The sequence below is a fragment of the Massilia yuzhufengensis genome, from assembly GCF_900112225.1.
In the GTDB taxonomy this organism is placed as follows: domain Bacteria; phylum Pseudomonadota; class Gammaproteobacteria; order Burkholderiales; family Burkholderiaceae_D; genus Telluria; species Telluria yuzhufengensis.
The window spans coordinates 138,749-152,163 of the sequence record NZ_FOLD01000005.1 but is presented as its reverse complement, the minus strand read 5'-3'; the positions used below and the strand labels follow the sequence as shown (position 1 = coordinate 152,163).

Genomic DNA, 13,415 nt, shown 5'->3' with positions numbered 1-13,415 from the left:
CCGTCTTCCTCCGAAAGAGTAAACTGTCGGTTTAGTATCAATTCTGAAAGCTTTAACATGTCTGACACCCCCCTCCCGACGTTTTCCGACCTGAACCTCTCCGCGCCCGTCCTCAAGGCACTGAAGGATGTCGGCTACGAAGCGCCGTCGCCGATCCAGGCTGCAACCATCCCGCTGCTGCTGAGCAACCGCGACGTGCTCGGGCAGGCCCAGACCGGCACCGGCAAGACCGCCGCCTTCGCGCTGCCGATCCTGTCGAACCTCGACATCAAGCAGGCCACGCCCCAGGCGCTGGTGCTGGCGCCGACGCGCGAGCTGGCGATCCAGGTGGCCGAGGCCTTCCAGACCTACGCCGCCCACATCAAGGGCTTCCACGTACTGCCGATCTACGGCGGCCAGAGCTACGGCCCGCAGCTGCAGGCGCTGCGCCGCGGCGTGCACGTCATCGTCGGCACCCCGGGCCGCGTCATCGACCACCTCGAGAAAGGCTCGCTCGACCTGTCCAGGCTCAAGACCCTGGTGCTGGACGAGGCCGATGAAATGCTGCGGATGGGCTTCATCGACGACGTCGAGCAGATCCTGAAAAAGACCCCGGCCGAACGCCAGACCACGCTGTTCTCGGCCACCATGCCGCCGGCGATCAAGCGCATCGCGAAAACCTACCTGCGCGACCCGCAGGAAGTCACCGTGGCGGCCAAGACCGGCACCGCCGAGAACATCACCCAGCGCTACTGGCTGGTGTCGGGCATGCAGAAGCTCGAAGCGCTGACCCGCATCCTGGAAGCCGAGCCTTTCGACGGCATGATCATCTTCGCCCGCACCAAGCTGGGCACCGAAGAACTGGCGACCAAGCTGCAGGCGCGCGGTTTCGCGGCCGTGGCCATCAATGGCGACATGGCCCAGCAGGCGCGCGAACGCACCATCGAGCAGCTCAAGAACGGCAAGATCGACATCCTGGTGGCGACCGACGTCGCCGCCCGCGGCCTGGACGTGGAGCGCATCAGCCACGTGATCAACTACGACGTGCCGTCGGACCCGGAAAGCTACACCCACCGCATCGGCCGTACCGGCCGCGCTGGCCGCAGCGGCGACGCCATCCTGTTCATCACCCCGCGCGAGCGCAGCCTGCTCAAGGCCATCGAGCGCGCCACCCGCCAGCCGGTCTCGCAGCTGACCCTGCCGACCGTGAAGGCGGTGAACGACGTGCGTATCGCCAAGTTCAAGGACCAGATCACCGAGATGCTGGCCGCCGGCGGCCTGGATATGTACCGCTCGCTGATCGAAGAGTACGAGCGCGAACAGAACGTGCCGGCGGTCGACATCGCCGCCGCGCTGGCCAAGCTGGGCCGCGGCGACGTGCCGCTGCTGATCGAGAAGCCGGACCGCGAACCGCGCGCCGACTTTGCGCCGCGCGAATCGGGCGCCTGGGAAGAGCGTCCGGCGCGTCCGGTGCGCGAGCCGCGCGAGTCGCGCGAATCGCGTGATACCGTGCCGTTCAAGAAGGAACGCGTGGTGCGCGAGTCGGAACCGGGCATGGCCACCTTCCGCATCGAGGTGGGCCACCAGCACGGCGTCAAGCCAGGCAACATCGTCGGCGCCATCGCCAACGAGGGCAACATCCCGTCGAAGTACATTGGCCGCATCGAGATCTACGACGATTTCAGCACGCTCGACCTGCCGGACGACATGCCGCCTGACCTGATCAGCCACCTGAAAACCGTGTGGGTGGCGGGCCAGCAGCTGAACATGACCCGCGACGGCGAAGAACCGTCGGCGCCGTCGGCGCCGAAGAAGAAGAGCTTTACGAAGGCGGGGACGAAGAAGCCGCATCGTAAGGGTTGATTGTTTGATTGATCGGTATCGGCTGCGTAGTTTCGGCTACGTACCGATGCCCCGTCGTCCCGGCGCAGGCCGGGACCCAATTTTGCATGCGCTGCAGCTATCGCTCGATGTAACCACTGCTCGCGAAAATTAGGTTCCGGCCTGCGCCGGAACGACGTGTTAACTAAATTAAGTCTGTTTGTGGCTGCTCGCAAGCGTCGTATCCACCGGCGCAAACATCCACAACAACGCCTCCCGCAATTCCCCCGCCCAGAACTTCTCATTGTGCTCCGCCCCCGGCACGATCTTGAGCCGCGTGTTTGCCGCCGGGTGCCCGCTCTTCTGCACCACCTCCGCCATGCGCTTCACATCGGCCACCATCTCCGGGCCTTCCTTCTCCCCCATCAGCATGAACACCCGCGCATCCTTCGGCGCCGGTCTGCCGGCCACGAAGGCGAACGACGGCTGCGCCGTCCAGTAGGCCGGCGAGAACACGCCGGCCTTGCTGAACACCTGCGGGTACTGCGCCAGCGCGTAGTGCGAGGCCAGGCCGCCCATCGAGCTGCCCATGATGGCGGTGTGCTCGCGGCCGGGCAGGGTGCGGTAGCTGCGGTCGACCAGCGGCTTGACGGTCTTGACCACGAAGTCGGTGTATTCGCGGCCCTCGGCCGCACCGAAGCGCTTGCTGTCCCAGGCGTTCAGTTCCGTCATGCGCTTCTCGCCGCCGTTGTCGATGCCGACCACGATCAGTTCCAGCTTGCCTTCCCTGGCCAGCGCGTCGAGCGTCTCGTCGACCTGCCATTCGCCGGCATAGGCGGTGGCCACGTCGAACAGGTTCTGGCCGTCGTGCATGTAGAGTACCGGGTAGCGCTTGCCGGACGTCGCATAACCCGGCGGCAGGTACAGGCGCAGCTGGCGCTTGCGCTCCAGTCCCGGCATGTCCAGCGGTGCGCCGAGCAGGCTCACGCCCGGCAGCGCGGTCGAGGCTTTGGCCGGCTCGGGCTTGTCCGCGGCCGGCGCGGCAGGGGAGGCGGCCAGGGCGGCCACGATGAAGGGGGTGGCAGGGGAGCGGAACAGGCGCATGCATTGTCTCCTTTGGCAGGCATTCTTATGTTGTTTGACTACAGAGGCGGGATATTCGGCCACCGCTGTGGTGTCGATTCTACTATGGAGGCTCTTCGATTGACACTCAGAAATCGCCATGTTATTTTGCTACAGATTAGGGTGGGCCGGCTGCGTCGGCCTACCGCCATCACACGAGAGAGCCCGGCACTTGTCCCGGGCCAGATTGGGGACACACATGGATATGCACACTGGCACGCTCAAGCCGCGCCTGTCGTTCTGGCAGCTCTGGAACATGAGCTTCGGCTTCTTCGGCATCCAGTTCGGCTTCGCACTGCAAAACGCCAACACCAGCCGCATCTTCTCGACGCTCGGCGCCGACCCCGACAACCTCGCGCTGTACTGGCTGGCCGCGCCCGTCACCGGCCTGCTGGTCCAACCCATCATCGGCTACCTGAGCGACAACACCTGGCACCCGAAGTGGGGCCGGCGCCGCCCGTTCTTCTTCATCGGCGCCGTGCTGGCGGCCATCGCGCTGTTCCTGATGCCGAACTCCGCCGCCCTGTGGATGGCGGTGGCCGTGCTGTGGCTGATGGACGCCGCCATCAACGTGTCGATGGAGCCGTTCCGCGCCTTTGTCGGCGACAAGCTCGATACCTCGCAGCAGACCGCCGGCTACGCGATGCAGACCTTCTTCATCGGCTGCGGCGCGGTGATCGCTTCGCTGCTGCCGACCTTCTTCGAATCGATGGGCGTGTCGAATGAAGCCGTGGGCGGCCTGATCCCGGACACCGTGCGCTATTCGTTCTATGCCGGTGGCGCGATCTTCTTCCTGGCCGTGCTCTGGACCGTGGTCAGCGCCGACGAACTGCCGCCGCCCGACATGGAGGCCTTCAACGCCGAGCGCAAGCACGCCCGCAGCTTCAGCGTGGCACTGGCCGAGATCCTCGGCGGCTTCGCCAAGATGCCGAAAACCATGGTGCAGCTGGCCTTCGTGCAGTTCTTCACCTGGATCGCGCTGTTCGCGATGTGGATCTACACCGGCTCGGCCATCGCCGACAATGTGTTCGGCACGACCGACGCGCAATCGTCGAGCTTCCAGGCCGCCGGCAGCTGGGTCGGCATCATGTTCGCGGTCTACAGCGGCGTCTCGGCGCTGGCCGCCTTCATCCTGCCGATTTTCGCGCGCGCCACCAGCCGCAAGACCGTGCACGCCACTTGCCTGGCCATCGGGGGGCTGAGCCTGGCCAGCATCTACTTCATCACCGACAAGCACACGCTGATGGTCCCGATGATCGGCGTCGGCCTGGCCTGGGCCTCGATCCTGACCATGCCCTACGCCATCCTGGCCGGTTCGCTGCCGGCCAAGCGCATGGGTTACTTCATGGGCCTGTTCAACTTCTTCGTCGTGATCCCGCAGATCTGCAGCGGCCTGCTGCTGGGCGGCGTGACCAAGCATTTCTTCGGCGGCCACACGGTGCTGACCCTGATGCTGGGCGGCGCCTGCATGCTGGTCGCGGCCGTGCTGACCCTGTTCGTCAGCGACCGCGCAGCGCCGGTAAAGGCATCCGCCTAAGCCCGCGCGCCAATGATTTCGCGCCTGTCGTATCGTAAGGTTTTGCCAACATCGGACGATGTAGCACCACGCGATCACGACAGGAGCGAAGCATGAGTATCCAGACCATTCCGACCACGCCCTTTGCCGGGCAGCGGCCCGGCACCTCGGGCCTGCGCAAGAAGGTCACCGAATTCCTGCAACCGGGCTACCTCGAGAATTTCGTCGAAGCGATCTTCCTGACCCTGGGCGAGGGCGCAGGCCGCACCCTGGTCGTCGGCGGCGACGGCCGCTATTTCAACCGCGGCGCGATCCAGACCATCCTGCGGATGGCCGCGGCCCATGGCGTGCAGCGGGTGCTGGTGGGACGCGGCGGCATCCTCTCCACGCCGGCCGTGAGCTGCGTGATCCGCAAGCACGCCGCGTTTGGCGGCATCGTACTGTCTGCCAGCCATAATCCGGGCGGACCGGACGGCGACTTCGGCATCAAGTACAACATCGGCAACGGCGGCCCGGCGCCGGAAACCCTCACCGAAGCGATGTTCGCCAACACGCAGGCGCTCACGCACTACCGCATCAGCGACGCCGGACCGGTCGACCTCGACCAGCTGGGCAGCACCCAGCTCGACGGCATGGCCGTCGAGATCATCGACCCGGTCGCCGACTACGCCGAACTGATGGCGCGCCTGTTCGACTTCGCTGCAATCCGCGCCCTGTTCGCCGGCGGCTTCCGCATGCGCTTCGACGCCATGCACGCCGTCTCCGGTCCCTACGCCACGACCATCCTCGAAGGCATGCTCGGAGCCCCGGCAGGCACCGTCGTCAATGGCGAGCCACTGGAAGATTTCGGCGGCGGCCATCCGGACCCGAACCCGGTCAACGCGGCCGAACTCATCGCCTGCATGGACGGACCCGGCGCCCCGGACTTCGGCGCCGCCTCGGACGGCGACGGCGACCGCAACATGATCGTCGGCCGCAGGCTGGCGGTCACACCATCGGACAGCCTGGCCATCATCGCCGCCAACGCCACCGTGGCGCCGGGCTACGCGGGCGGTGTCCAGGGCATCGCACGCTCGATGCCGACGTCGACGGCGGCCGACCGCGTGGCCGAGGCCCTCGGCATCTCCTGCTTCGAGACCCCCACCGGCTGGAAGTACTTCGGCAACCTGATGGACGCCGAGCTGGTGACGCTGTGCGGCGAAGAAAGCTACGGCACCGGTTCGCACCACATCCGCGAAAAGGACGGCCTGTGGGCCGTGCTGTTCTGGCTCAACCTGCTGGCCGTGCGCGGCAAGCCGGTGGGCGAGATCGTGCGCGAGCACTGGGCCCGTTTCGGCCGCAACTATTATTCGCGCCACGACTACGAGGCGGTGGATGCCGCTGCCGCCGACGCCATGATGGCGGCGCTGCGCGCGCAACTGCCGGCACTGGCCGGCCAGGTGTTCGGCAGCTTCCGCGTGGCGCTGGCCGACGATTTCGCGTATACCGACCCGGTCGACCATTCGGTGGCGACGCGCCAGGGCATCCGCATCGTCATGGCGGACGGCTCGCGCATCGTGTTCCGCCTGTCCGGCACCGGCACCGAAGGTGCGACCGTCCGCCTCTACCTCGAACGCTACGAGGCCGACCCGGCGCGCCACGACATCGACACCCAGTACGCCCTGTCCGAACTCATTGCCATCGCCGACAGCGTGTCCGGCCTGCGCCAGCGCACCGGCCGCGACCGCCCGACCGTCGTCACCTGACCCTCCACCACCCACCACAGGAACCTGCATGAAACTTCCCGTCCTTGCCGCCGCCATGCTGCTCGCCTTCGGCGCCTGCGCCGACAGCAGCGCCCAGACCAAGCCAGGCCAGAGCGCCGGCAAGCCCTTCGTCTGGGAGAACGCCACCGTCTACTTCCTGCTGACGGACCGCTTCAACAACGGCGACAAGACGAACGACCTGGCCTACGGCCGCAAGCTGGACGCGGCAAAGCTGCGCGGCTTCATGGGCGGCGACCTGGCCGGCATCACGGCCAAGATCCGCGAAGGCTACTTCAAGGACCTGGGCGTGACCGCCATCTGGCTCACGCCACCGACCGAGCAGATCCACGCCTCCACCGACGAGGGCACCGGCAACAGCTACGGTTTCCACGGCTACTGGGCCAAGGACTTCACGGCGGTCGACGCCAATCTGGGCACCGAACAGGACTTCCGCACGTTCGTCGACACCGCGCACGCCAACGGCATCCGCGTGATCTTCGACGTGGTGATGAACCACACGGGCCCCGTGACCAAACAGGATCCGGCCTGGCCGAAGGACTGGGTGCGCACCGGCCCGAAATGCACCTTCAAGGACGCGCCCACGACGATGGACTGCACCCTGGTGGATAACCTGCCCGACTTCCTCACCGGCAGCGACAAGGCGGTCGCGCTGCCGCCGCTGCTGGTGGCGAAATGGAAGAAGGAAGGGCGCTACGAGCGCGAAGTGAAGGAGCTGGACGCCTTCTTCAAGCGCACCGGCTACCCGCGCGCGCCGCGCTACTACCTCATCAAGTGGAACACCGACTGGATCCGCAAGTACGGGGTGGACGGCTTCCGCGCCGACACCGTCAAGCACACCGAACCCGGGGTGTGGAAGGAACTCAAGCAGGAAGCCAGCCTCGCCTATGAAGAGTGGAAGCGCGCCAATCCGGGCAAGCGCGTGGGCGACCTGCCGTTCTTCATGACCTCGGAAGTGTACGGCTATTCGATCAACCACGGCCGCAGCTACGACATGGGCGGCGGCGAAAAGATCGACTATCTGGCCAATGGCTTCGACAGCATGATCAACTTCAGCATGAAGTCCGATGCCGCCCAGGGCTATGAGAAGCTGTTCTCCGATTATTCGAAGGCGCTGCACGGCCCCATGAAAGGCTATTCGGTCCTGAACTACATCAGCTCGCACGACGACGGCGGCCCGTTCGACCCGCTGCGCCAGCGCCCGCTGGAATCGGCCAACAAGCTGCTGCTGGCGCCGGGCGCCGCCCAGATCTACTACGGCGACGAGACCGCGCGCCTGCTCAAGATCGACGGCGCCGTGGGCGACGCCACCCTGCGCTCGTTCATGAACTGGGACGAGCTGGCGGCCAATACCCAGCGTGGCCAGCACCGCGTGGCCGACGTACGCGAGCACTGGGCGAAACTGGGCCGCTTCCGCGCCGCCCACCCGGCGGTAGGCGCGGGCGTGCACCAGATGCTGGCGCACAGCCCCTACACCTTCAAGCGCACCTGGCAACAGGATGGCGTGAGCGACCGCGTCGTGGTCGCGCTTGACCTGCCGAAGGACAAGGCGGTGCCGGTGTCGGTGGCCGGCGTGTTCAACGACGGCCAGACGGTACGCGACTGGTATTCGGGGCAGTCGGCGATCGTGGCCGGGGGCAAGGTGCAGTTCGGGGCGGCAGCGCCGGTGGCGCTGATCGCGCTGGACTGAGGTTCTCGATTCGAGCGAAGAACTCGCCGAACGAAACCCGATTGATGAGGCATTTTTTTGCCATTCGATCAATGGTATCCTAAGGCGATTCGCAACCAGCCTCGCGCCCCAGAATCGATCGCAATGACAGTTGAACCCGACAACGAACTGAAACCTTCCCGCGCCGCCTTCGCCGACGGTCCCCGCCTGCTGGCCGACATCGGTGCTACGCATGCGCGCTTCGGCCTCGAGACCGCGCCCGGCGTGCTGCGCCAGGTCGCGGTGCTGCTGTGCGACGACTACACCGGCATCGTGCCGCTGCTGCACGCCTACCTGGCGCAGATCGGCGGCGTGCGCATCAACCACGCGGCCTTCGCACTGGCCAACCCGATCAGCGGCGACACCATCCGCATGACCAACCGCGACTGGCAGTTCTCGACCGACGAGGTGCGCCGCGCACTGGGCCTGTCGACGCTGCTGATCGTGAACGACTTCACGGCGCTGGCGATGGCGCTGCCGGGCTTCAAGCCGCAGGACCTGCTGCAGGTCGGCGGCGGCGCGCCGCAAAGCCACGCGGTGGCCGGCGTGCTGGGACCGGGCACGGGCCTGGGCGTGTCGGGCGTGATCCCGACCATCGACGGTTTCGTCACCCTCGGCAGCGAAGGGGGCCACGTCAACTTCGCCCCAGCCGACGAACGCGAGTTCGCGATCCTGCAATACGCGTGGGAAGAGTGGCCGCACGTGTCCAACGAGCGCCTCATTTCCGGTCCCGGCATCGAACTGATGTACCGCGCGCTGGCGCGCCGCAACGGCGCCGCCGCGCCGGCGCGCAGCACCGCCGACATCGTCAGCGGCGCGCTCGACGACAACGACGCGCTGTGCCTCGAAACCCTGGAAGTCTTCGCCGGCATGCTGGGCGGCGCGGCCGCCAACCTGGCGGTGACCCTGGGCGCCTTTGGCGGCATCTTCATCGGCGGCGGCATCGTGCCGCGCATCGCCGAGTGGTTCGCCCGCTCGCCCTTCCGCAGCCGCTTCGAAGCCAAGGGCCGCTTCACCGACTACATCGCGCAGATCCCGACCTACGTCATCATGACGCCCAACCCGGCCCTGCATGGCGTCTCGCGCATCCTGTCCGAGCACCTGCGCGGGCGTACCGGCGCCAACACGCTGATGGACCGCGTGCAGCAGCTGCGCCACGAACTCTCGCCGGCCGAGCAGCGCGTCGCCGCGCTGGTGCTCGAGCATCCGCGCAAGGTGCTGGGCGAGCCGATCGCCGAGATCGCGCGCCTGGCCGACGTCAGCCAGCCGACCGTGATCCGCTTCTGCCGCTCGCTCGGCTTCCAGGGCCTGGCCGAGTTCAAGCTCAAGTTCGCCGGCAGCCTCACCGGCACGATTCCCGTGCGCCACAGCCAGGTGCGCATGAGCGACTCGACGCACGACCTGTCGGCCAAAGTGATCGACAATACCGTATCGGCGATCCTGAAGTTCCGCGACCAGCTGGACGTGCACGCGATCGACCGCGCCATCGAACTGCTGCGGCGCGCGCGCCGGGTCGAGTTCTACGCGATGGGCAATGCCCGTGCGGTGGCGCTGGACGGGCAGCACAAGTTCTTCCGTTTCCGCATCCCGGCCGCGTTGTATGGCGACTCGCACCTGTTCACGCTGGCCGCCGGCCTGCTGGGGCCGGGCGACGTGGTGATCGCCATTTCCACCGGCGGCCAGCTGCCGGAACTGCTGGCGGCGGTCGACACGGCGCGCAGCGTGGGGGCCGACGTCATCGCCATCACCAGCAGCAAGTCGGCGCTGGCCAAGAAATCCACCGTCTGCCTGGCGGTCGACCACAGCGAAGACAGCACCACCTTCCTGTCGATGATCTCGCGCATCCTGCAGCTGCTCCTGATCGACATCATGTCGGTCGGGATCTCGCTCGGCACGCAAGGCGAGGCGGGCGGCGAGGGCGATGCCGAGCGCCGGCTGCTGATCTCGCACCTGGATATGTAATTGCTTTTTATCCGGGTGCTAGAATGGCCCGAACCACGAATTTGGAAGCGTTTCCATGCATGAGCATTCTACGCGCCGCCGCCAGCTGATTGGCGGCGCACTGGCCCTGCCGCTGGCAGGCATTGGCACGGCCCGCGCCGCGCCGGCGCCGCTGGTGGTGGGCGGCCTGCCCGTCACCTGCAACCTGACCCTGCCGATCGCCTGCAAGGCCAAGGCTGCGGCCGACGGCAAGCCCGACGCGCCCTTCACCGCCTTCGAGTACAGCAAGTATTCCGGGTGGCCGGAGATCAAGGAGTCGCTCATGACCGGCCGCATCCAGGCCGCCTACATGCTCGCGCCCCTGGTGATGGACCTGACCGACAAGCGCATCCCGCTCAAGATCGTCTCGCTCGGGCACCGCTCGGGCGCGGTGATCATGGTGCGCCTTGATTCGCCGTACAAGAAATTCGCCGACCTGCGCGGCAAGCGCATCGCCATCCCGAGCCGCTTCGCGGTCGACTTCCTGTTCCTGCGCAAGATGCTGGCGCGCGAAGGCATGTCGCCGAAAGACCTGCAGATCATCGAGATGGCGCCGCCCGACATGCCGGCCGCGCTGTACGCCAAGGCCGTCGATGGCTACTGCACCGGCGAGCCCTTCGGCGCCGCCGCCCAGCGCGCCGGCTATGCGCGTCCGCTGTCGATGACGCGCACCGAGTGGCGCAACTACATCTGCTGCGTGCTGACGGTGCGCGAAGAACTGATCAAGACCAACCGCCCGCTGGTGCAGGAACTGGTGAACTACGTGCAGGCCGCCGGCACCTGGCTCGACGCCGCGCCCGCCAACCGCAGCAAGGCGGCAACGATTGCCTCCAACCGCAAGTTCTTCAACCAGGACCCGAACATCATCAAGTTCGTCATGGAGAACCCGGCCGACCGCGTGACCTACGGCGACCTGCGCATGCTGCGTCCGGAATTCGACGAGCTGATGAAACTGTCGATCGAAGCGGGCACGCTCAAGCGCCCGGTGGCCTACGAGCAGTACGTGGACGAGAGTTTTGTCAAGAATATCCGGCCCGTCAAGGTGGCGCTGTGAAGCGCGCATGGCTGGCCGCGCTGCTGCTGTGCGGCGCCACGGCGCAGGCCGCGCCGGTGCTGAAGTCCGGCGTGTTCTCGCCGGCGCGGGCCGCGCCCGAGATCGCCCTGAAGGCAGCCGATGGCAGCGACTTCCGCCTGTCCGCGCTGCGCGGCCGGGTGGTGGTGGTGGAATTCGGCTTCACCCATTGCGCCGCCGTGTGCCCGGCCACCCTGGCGGCGCTGGCGCAGGCGCAGCAGAAGCTGGGCCCGCACGCGGAGCGGATGCAGGTGCTGTTCATTTCGGTCGACCCGGAACGCGACACCCCGGCGCGCCTGAAAACCTACCTGGCGCAGTTCGACAAACGTTTTATCGGCATCACCGGCACGCTAGAACAGATGGCGGCGATCCGCAAGGATTACGGCATCACGGCCACCAGGCACCCAATGGGCGACAGCAAGCTTGAATACCAGGTGGGGCACTCATCCTACCTCTACTTCATCGACAAGAAGGGCATGCTGCGCGCGCTGCTGCCGTTCGGCCGGCCGGCCGACGACATCGTGCACGACGTGAACGTGCTGGCGGCCGAGTAGATGGGAAAACGCATCGGTATCGGTGCAGTGCTGGCACTGCTTGCAGCGCTCGCCTGGGCGGCCTTTGCGCCGCTGCAGGCGGCCTCGCGCGACCAGCTGTTCGAAATTCCCAAGGGCACCTGGGAGCGCCGCATGAAGGGCGACCAGGCCGCCATCCTGCCCGAACAGGTCACCCTGACGCTGGGCGTGCGCGACGTGCTCCTGCTGCGCAACAGCGACACGGTGCCGCAGATGTTCGGCCCCGTCCTGATCATGCCGGGCCAGGACTTCCGCCTGCCGTTCGCGCAAGCCGGCGAACATCCTTTCGACTGCACCGCCCACGCCAGCGGCAAGATGACGGTGCTGGTCGAGGAAGCGCCCGGCGCGGGCCTGGCGCGCCTGCGCTGGCGCTTCCACTCCCTAATGAAGGACAACGCATAAATGATGGATAGACTGAACAGGATCTGGCCCCCGCTGCTGGTGCTCACGGCCATCGTCGCGATCTGGTGGATCGTCGTGGTGCAGACCGAGAGCGTGATCTTCCCGACACCGCTGCAGGTGGTGACCGGCACCATGGAGCTGGTCGACGACGGCACGCTGTGGGAACACATCGCCGCTTCGCTGGGGCGCGTGGCCACCGGCTTCCTGCTCGCGCTGCTGTGCGCGGTGCCGCTCGGCCTGTGGATGGGCCGCGTCGACGCCGCCTACCGCACCCTGAACCCGGTATTCCAGATCCTGCGCCCGATCTCGCCGATCGCCTGGATCCCGATCGCGATCCTGTGGTTCGGCGTGGGCGACATGTCGCCGATCTTCCTGATTTTCCTGGCCTCGGTGTTCCCGATGATCGTGCAGACCGCCGCCGGCGTGCACACCATCGATGCGCGCTACCTGCGCGCCGCCGAGAACTTCGGCGTCTCGCGCGCGCGCCTGTTCCGCCAGGTGATCGTGCCGGCCGTGCTGCCCGAGGTCCTGACCGGCATGCGCATCGGCCTTGGGGTGGCCTGGCTGGTGGTGGTCGCGGCCGAGATGATCGCGCTGCGCTCGGGGCTGGGCTACCTGATCATGGATTCGCGTAATGCGGGCAACCGCTACGACCTGGTGGTGGCGGCGATGATCATCATCGGGCTGATCGGCCTGGGCATCGATGCGCTGATGCGCCGTCTTGAAGGACTCAAACAGGTGAGGTGGCGTTATGGACGCTAAGATTCTTGTCAGCGGCGTACGCAAGCAGTTCCGCTCCCTGCCGGTGGTCGACGGCATCGACCTGGCCGTGGCGCCGGGCGAATTCGTGGCCATCGTCGGCCCCTCCGGCTGCGGCAAGTCGACCCTCATGAAACTGCTGGCCGGCTTCGAGCATCCGGACAGCGGGTCGGTCGCGATCGACGGCCAGGCGGTGACGCGGCCCACGCCCAATGCCATCGTCATCTCGCAGCATGGCTCCGTGTTCCCGTGGCTGACGGTGCAGGAAAACCTGATGTTCGGCCTGTCGGGCAAGGACCAGGCGGCGAAAGAGGCGAGCGCCGACCACTACGCCGACGTGGTGGGCCTGAAGGGCTTCGAGAAGGCCTACCCGCACGAGCTCTCGGGCGGCATGCTCAAGCGCGTGGAGATCGCGCGGGCGCTGGCGGTGAAGCCCGACATCCTGTTCATGGACGAGCCATTTTCGGCGCTGGATGCGCTCACGGCCCTGAAGATGCGCAACGAGCTGCTGCGCATCCTGCGCGAAGAGCGCCACACGGTCATCCTGATCACCCACGACGTGGAAGAGGCGATCTACCTGGCCGACCGCGTGGTGGTGCTGTCGCCGCGCCCGACCACGATCCAGTCGGTGTTCGCGATCGCGCAGCCGCATCCGCGCAAGGTGTCGCAGCCGGCGCTGCAGGAAATCAAGGATGCGATCCTGGGGCAGCTCGGGCTGTAG

The 13,415-nt window shown here is 66.7% G+C and carries 11 protein-coding genes; 10 read left to right on the top strand and 1 reads right to left on the bottom strand.

Annotated elements, in window-relative coordinates:
* The first annotated feature begins 57 nt into the window (after positions 1 to 57).
* Positions 58 to 1,842: a DEAD/DEAH box helicase gene (locus tag BM031_RS06700; protein WP_091872791.1), complete on the top strand. Its 1,785-nt coding sequence runs from the start codon at positions 58 to 60 to the stop codon at positions 1,840 to 1,842.
* A gap of 168 nt (positions 1,843 to 2,010) precedes the next feature.
* Here the strand turns inward: BM031_RS06700 and BM031_RS06695 are convergent, their stop codons facing one another.
* The gene (locus tag BM031_RS06695; RefSeq protein ID WP_091872789.1) at positions 2,011 to 2,904 is read right to left on the bottom strand and encodes an alpha/beta hydrolase; all 894 of its coding nucleotides are present in this window, start codon (positions 2,902 to 2,904) and stop codon (positions 2,011 to 2,013) included.
* A gap of 217 nt (positions 2,905 to 3,121) precedes the next feature.
* On the opposite strand from BM031_RS06695, the gene BM031_RS06690 reads away from it, so the two are divergent.
* The 9 genes from BM031_RS06690 (at position 3,122) to BM031_RS06650 (ending at position 13,415) form a co-directional block, all read left to right on the top strand.
* The gene (locus BM031_RS06690; protein ID WP_091872786.1) at positions 3,122 to 4,459 is read left to right on the top strand and encodes an MFS transporter; all 1,338 of its coding nucleotides are present in this window, start codon (positions 3,122 to 3,124) and stop codon (positions 4,457 to 4,459) included.
* A 92-nt stretch (positions 4,460 to 4,551) separates the two neighbouring features.
* On the top strand, positions 4,552 to 6,183 hold the full coding sequence (locus BM031_RS06685) for an alpha-D-glucose phosphate-specific phosphoglucomutase (RefSeq protein WP_091872783.1): 1,632 nt from the start codon (positions 4,552 to 4,554) through the stop codon (positions 6,181 to 6,183).
* A 28-nt stretch (positions 6,184 to 6,211) separates the two neighbouring features.
* Positions 6,212 to 7,891: an alpha-amylase family glycosyl hydrolase gene (locus BM031_RS06680; protein WP_091872780.1), complete on the top strand. Its 1,680-nt coding sequence runs from the start codon at positions 6,212 to 6,214 to the stop codon at positions 7,889 to 7,891.
* Positions 7,892 to 8,014: 123 nt separating this feature from the next.
* Entirely contained in the window at positions 8,015 to 9,871 is a 1,857-nt protein-coding gene (locus BM031_RS06675; protein WP_091872777.1) for a glucokinase, read from the top strand.
* Positions 9,872 to 9,926: 55 nt separating this feature from the next.
* On the top strand, positions 9,927 to 10,943 hold the full coding sequence (locus BM031_RS06670; protein WP_091872774.1) for an ABC transporter substrate-binding protein: 1,017 nt from the start codon (positions 9,927 to 9,929) through the stop codon (positions 10,941 to 10,943).
* On the top strand, positions 10,940 to 11,515 hold the full coding sequence (locus BM031_RS06665; RefSeq protein ID WP_091872772.1) for an SCO family protein: 576 nt from the start codon (positions 10,940 to 10,942) through the stop codon (positions 11,513 to 11,515). The genes BM031_RS06670 and BM031_RS06665 overlap by 4 nt, the downstream gene beginning before the upstream one ends.
* Positions 11,516 to 11,935, top strand: a complete 420-nt coding sequence (locus BM031_RS06660) for a cupredoxin domain-containing protein (protein WP_091872770.1) — start codon at positions 11,516 to 11,518, stop codon at positions 11,933 to 11,935.
* Entirely contained in the window at positions 11,936 to 12,697 is a 762-nt protein-coding gene (locus BM031_RS06655) for an ABC transporter permease (RefSeq protein ID WP_229408668.1), read from the top strand.
* Entirely contained in the window at positions 12,687 to 13,415 is a 729-nt protein-coding gene (locus BM031_RS06650; RefSeq protein WP_091872767.1) for an ABC transporter ATP-binding protein, read from the top strand. The genes BM031_RS06655 and BM031_RS06650 overlap by 11 nt, the downstream gene beginning before the upstream one ends.

Bases quoted from the DNA above. Each gene is read 5' to 3' on its own strand.
- BM031_RS06700 (WP_091872791.1), top strand. From the start codon at position 58: ATGTCTGACACCCCCCTCCCGACGTTTTCCGACCTGAACCTCTCCGCG.
- BM031_RS06695 (WP_091872789.1), bottom strand. From the start codon at position 2,904: ATGCGCCTGTTCCGCTCCCCTGCCACCCCCTTCATCGTGGCCGCCCTG.
- BM031_RS06690 (WP_091872786.1), top strand. From the start codon at position 3,122: ATGGATATGCACACTGGCACGCTCAAGCCGCGCCTGTCGTTCTGGCAG.
- BM031_RS06685 (WP_091872783.1), top strand. From the start codon at position 4,552: ATGAGTATCCAGACCATTCCGACCACGCCCTTTGCCGGGCAGCGGCCC.
- BM031_RS06680 (WP_091872780.1), top strand. From the start codon at position 6,212: ATGAAACTTCCCGTCCTTGCCGCCGCCATGCTGCTCGCCTTCGGCGCC.
- BM031_RS06675 (WP_091872777.1), top strand. From the start codon at position 8,015: ATGACAGTTGAACCCGACAACGAACTGAAACCTTCCCGCGCCGCCTTC.
- BM031_RS06670 (WP_091872774.1), top strand. From the start codon at position 9,927: ATGCATGAGCATTCTACGCGCCGCCGCCAGCTGATTGGCGGCGCACTG.
- BM031_RS06660 (WP_091872770.1), top strand. From the start codon at position 11,516: ATGGGAAAACGCATCGGTATCGGTGCAGTGCTGGCACTGCTTGCAGCG.
- BM031_RS06655 (WP_229408668.1), top strand. From the start codon at position 11,936: ATGATGGATAGACTGAACAGGATCTGGCCCCCGCTGCTGGTGCTCACG.
- BM031_RS06650 (WP_091872767.1), top strand. From the start codon at position 12,687: ATGGACGCTAAGATTCTTGTCAGCGGCGTACGCAAGCAGTTCCGCTCC.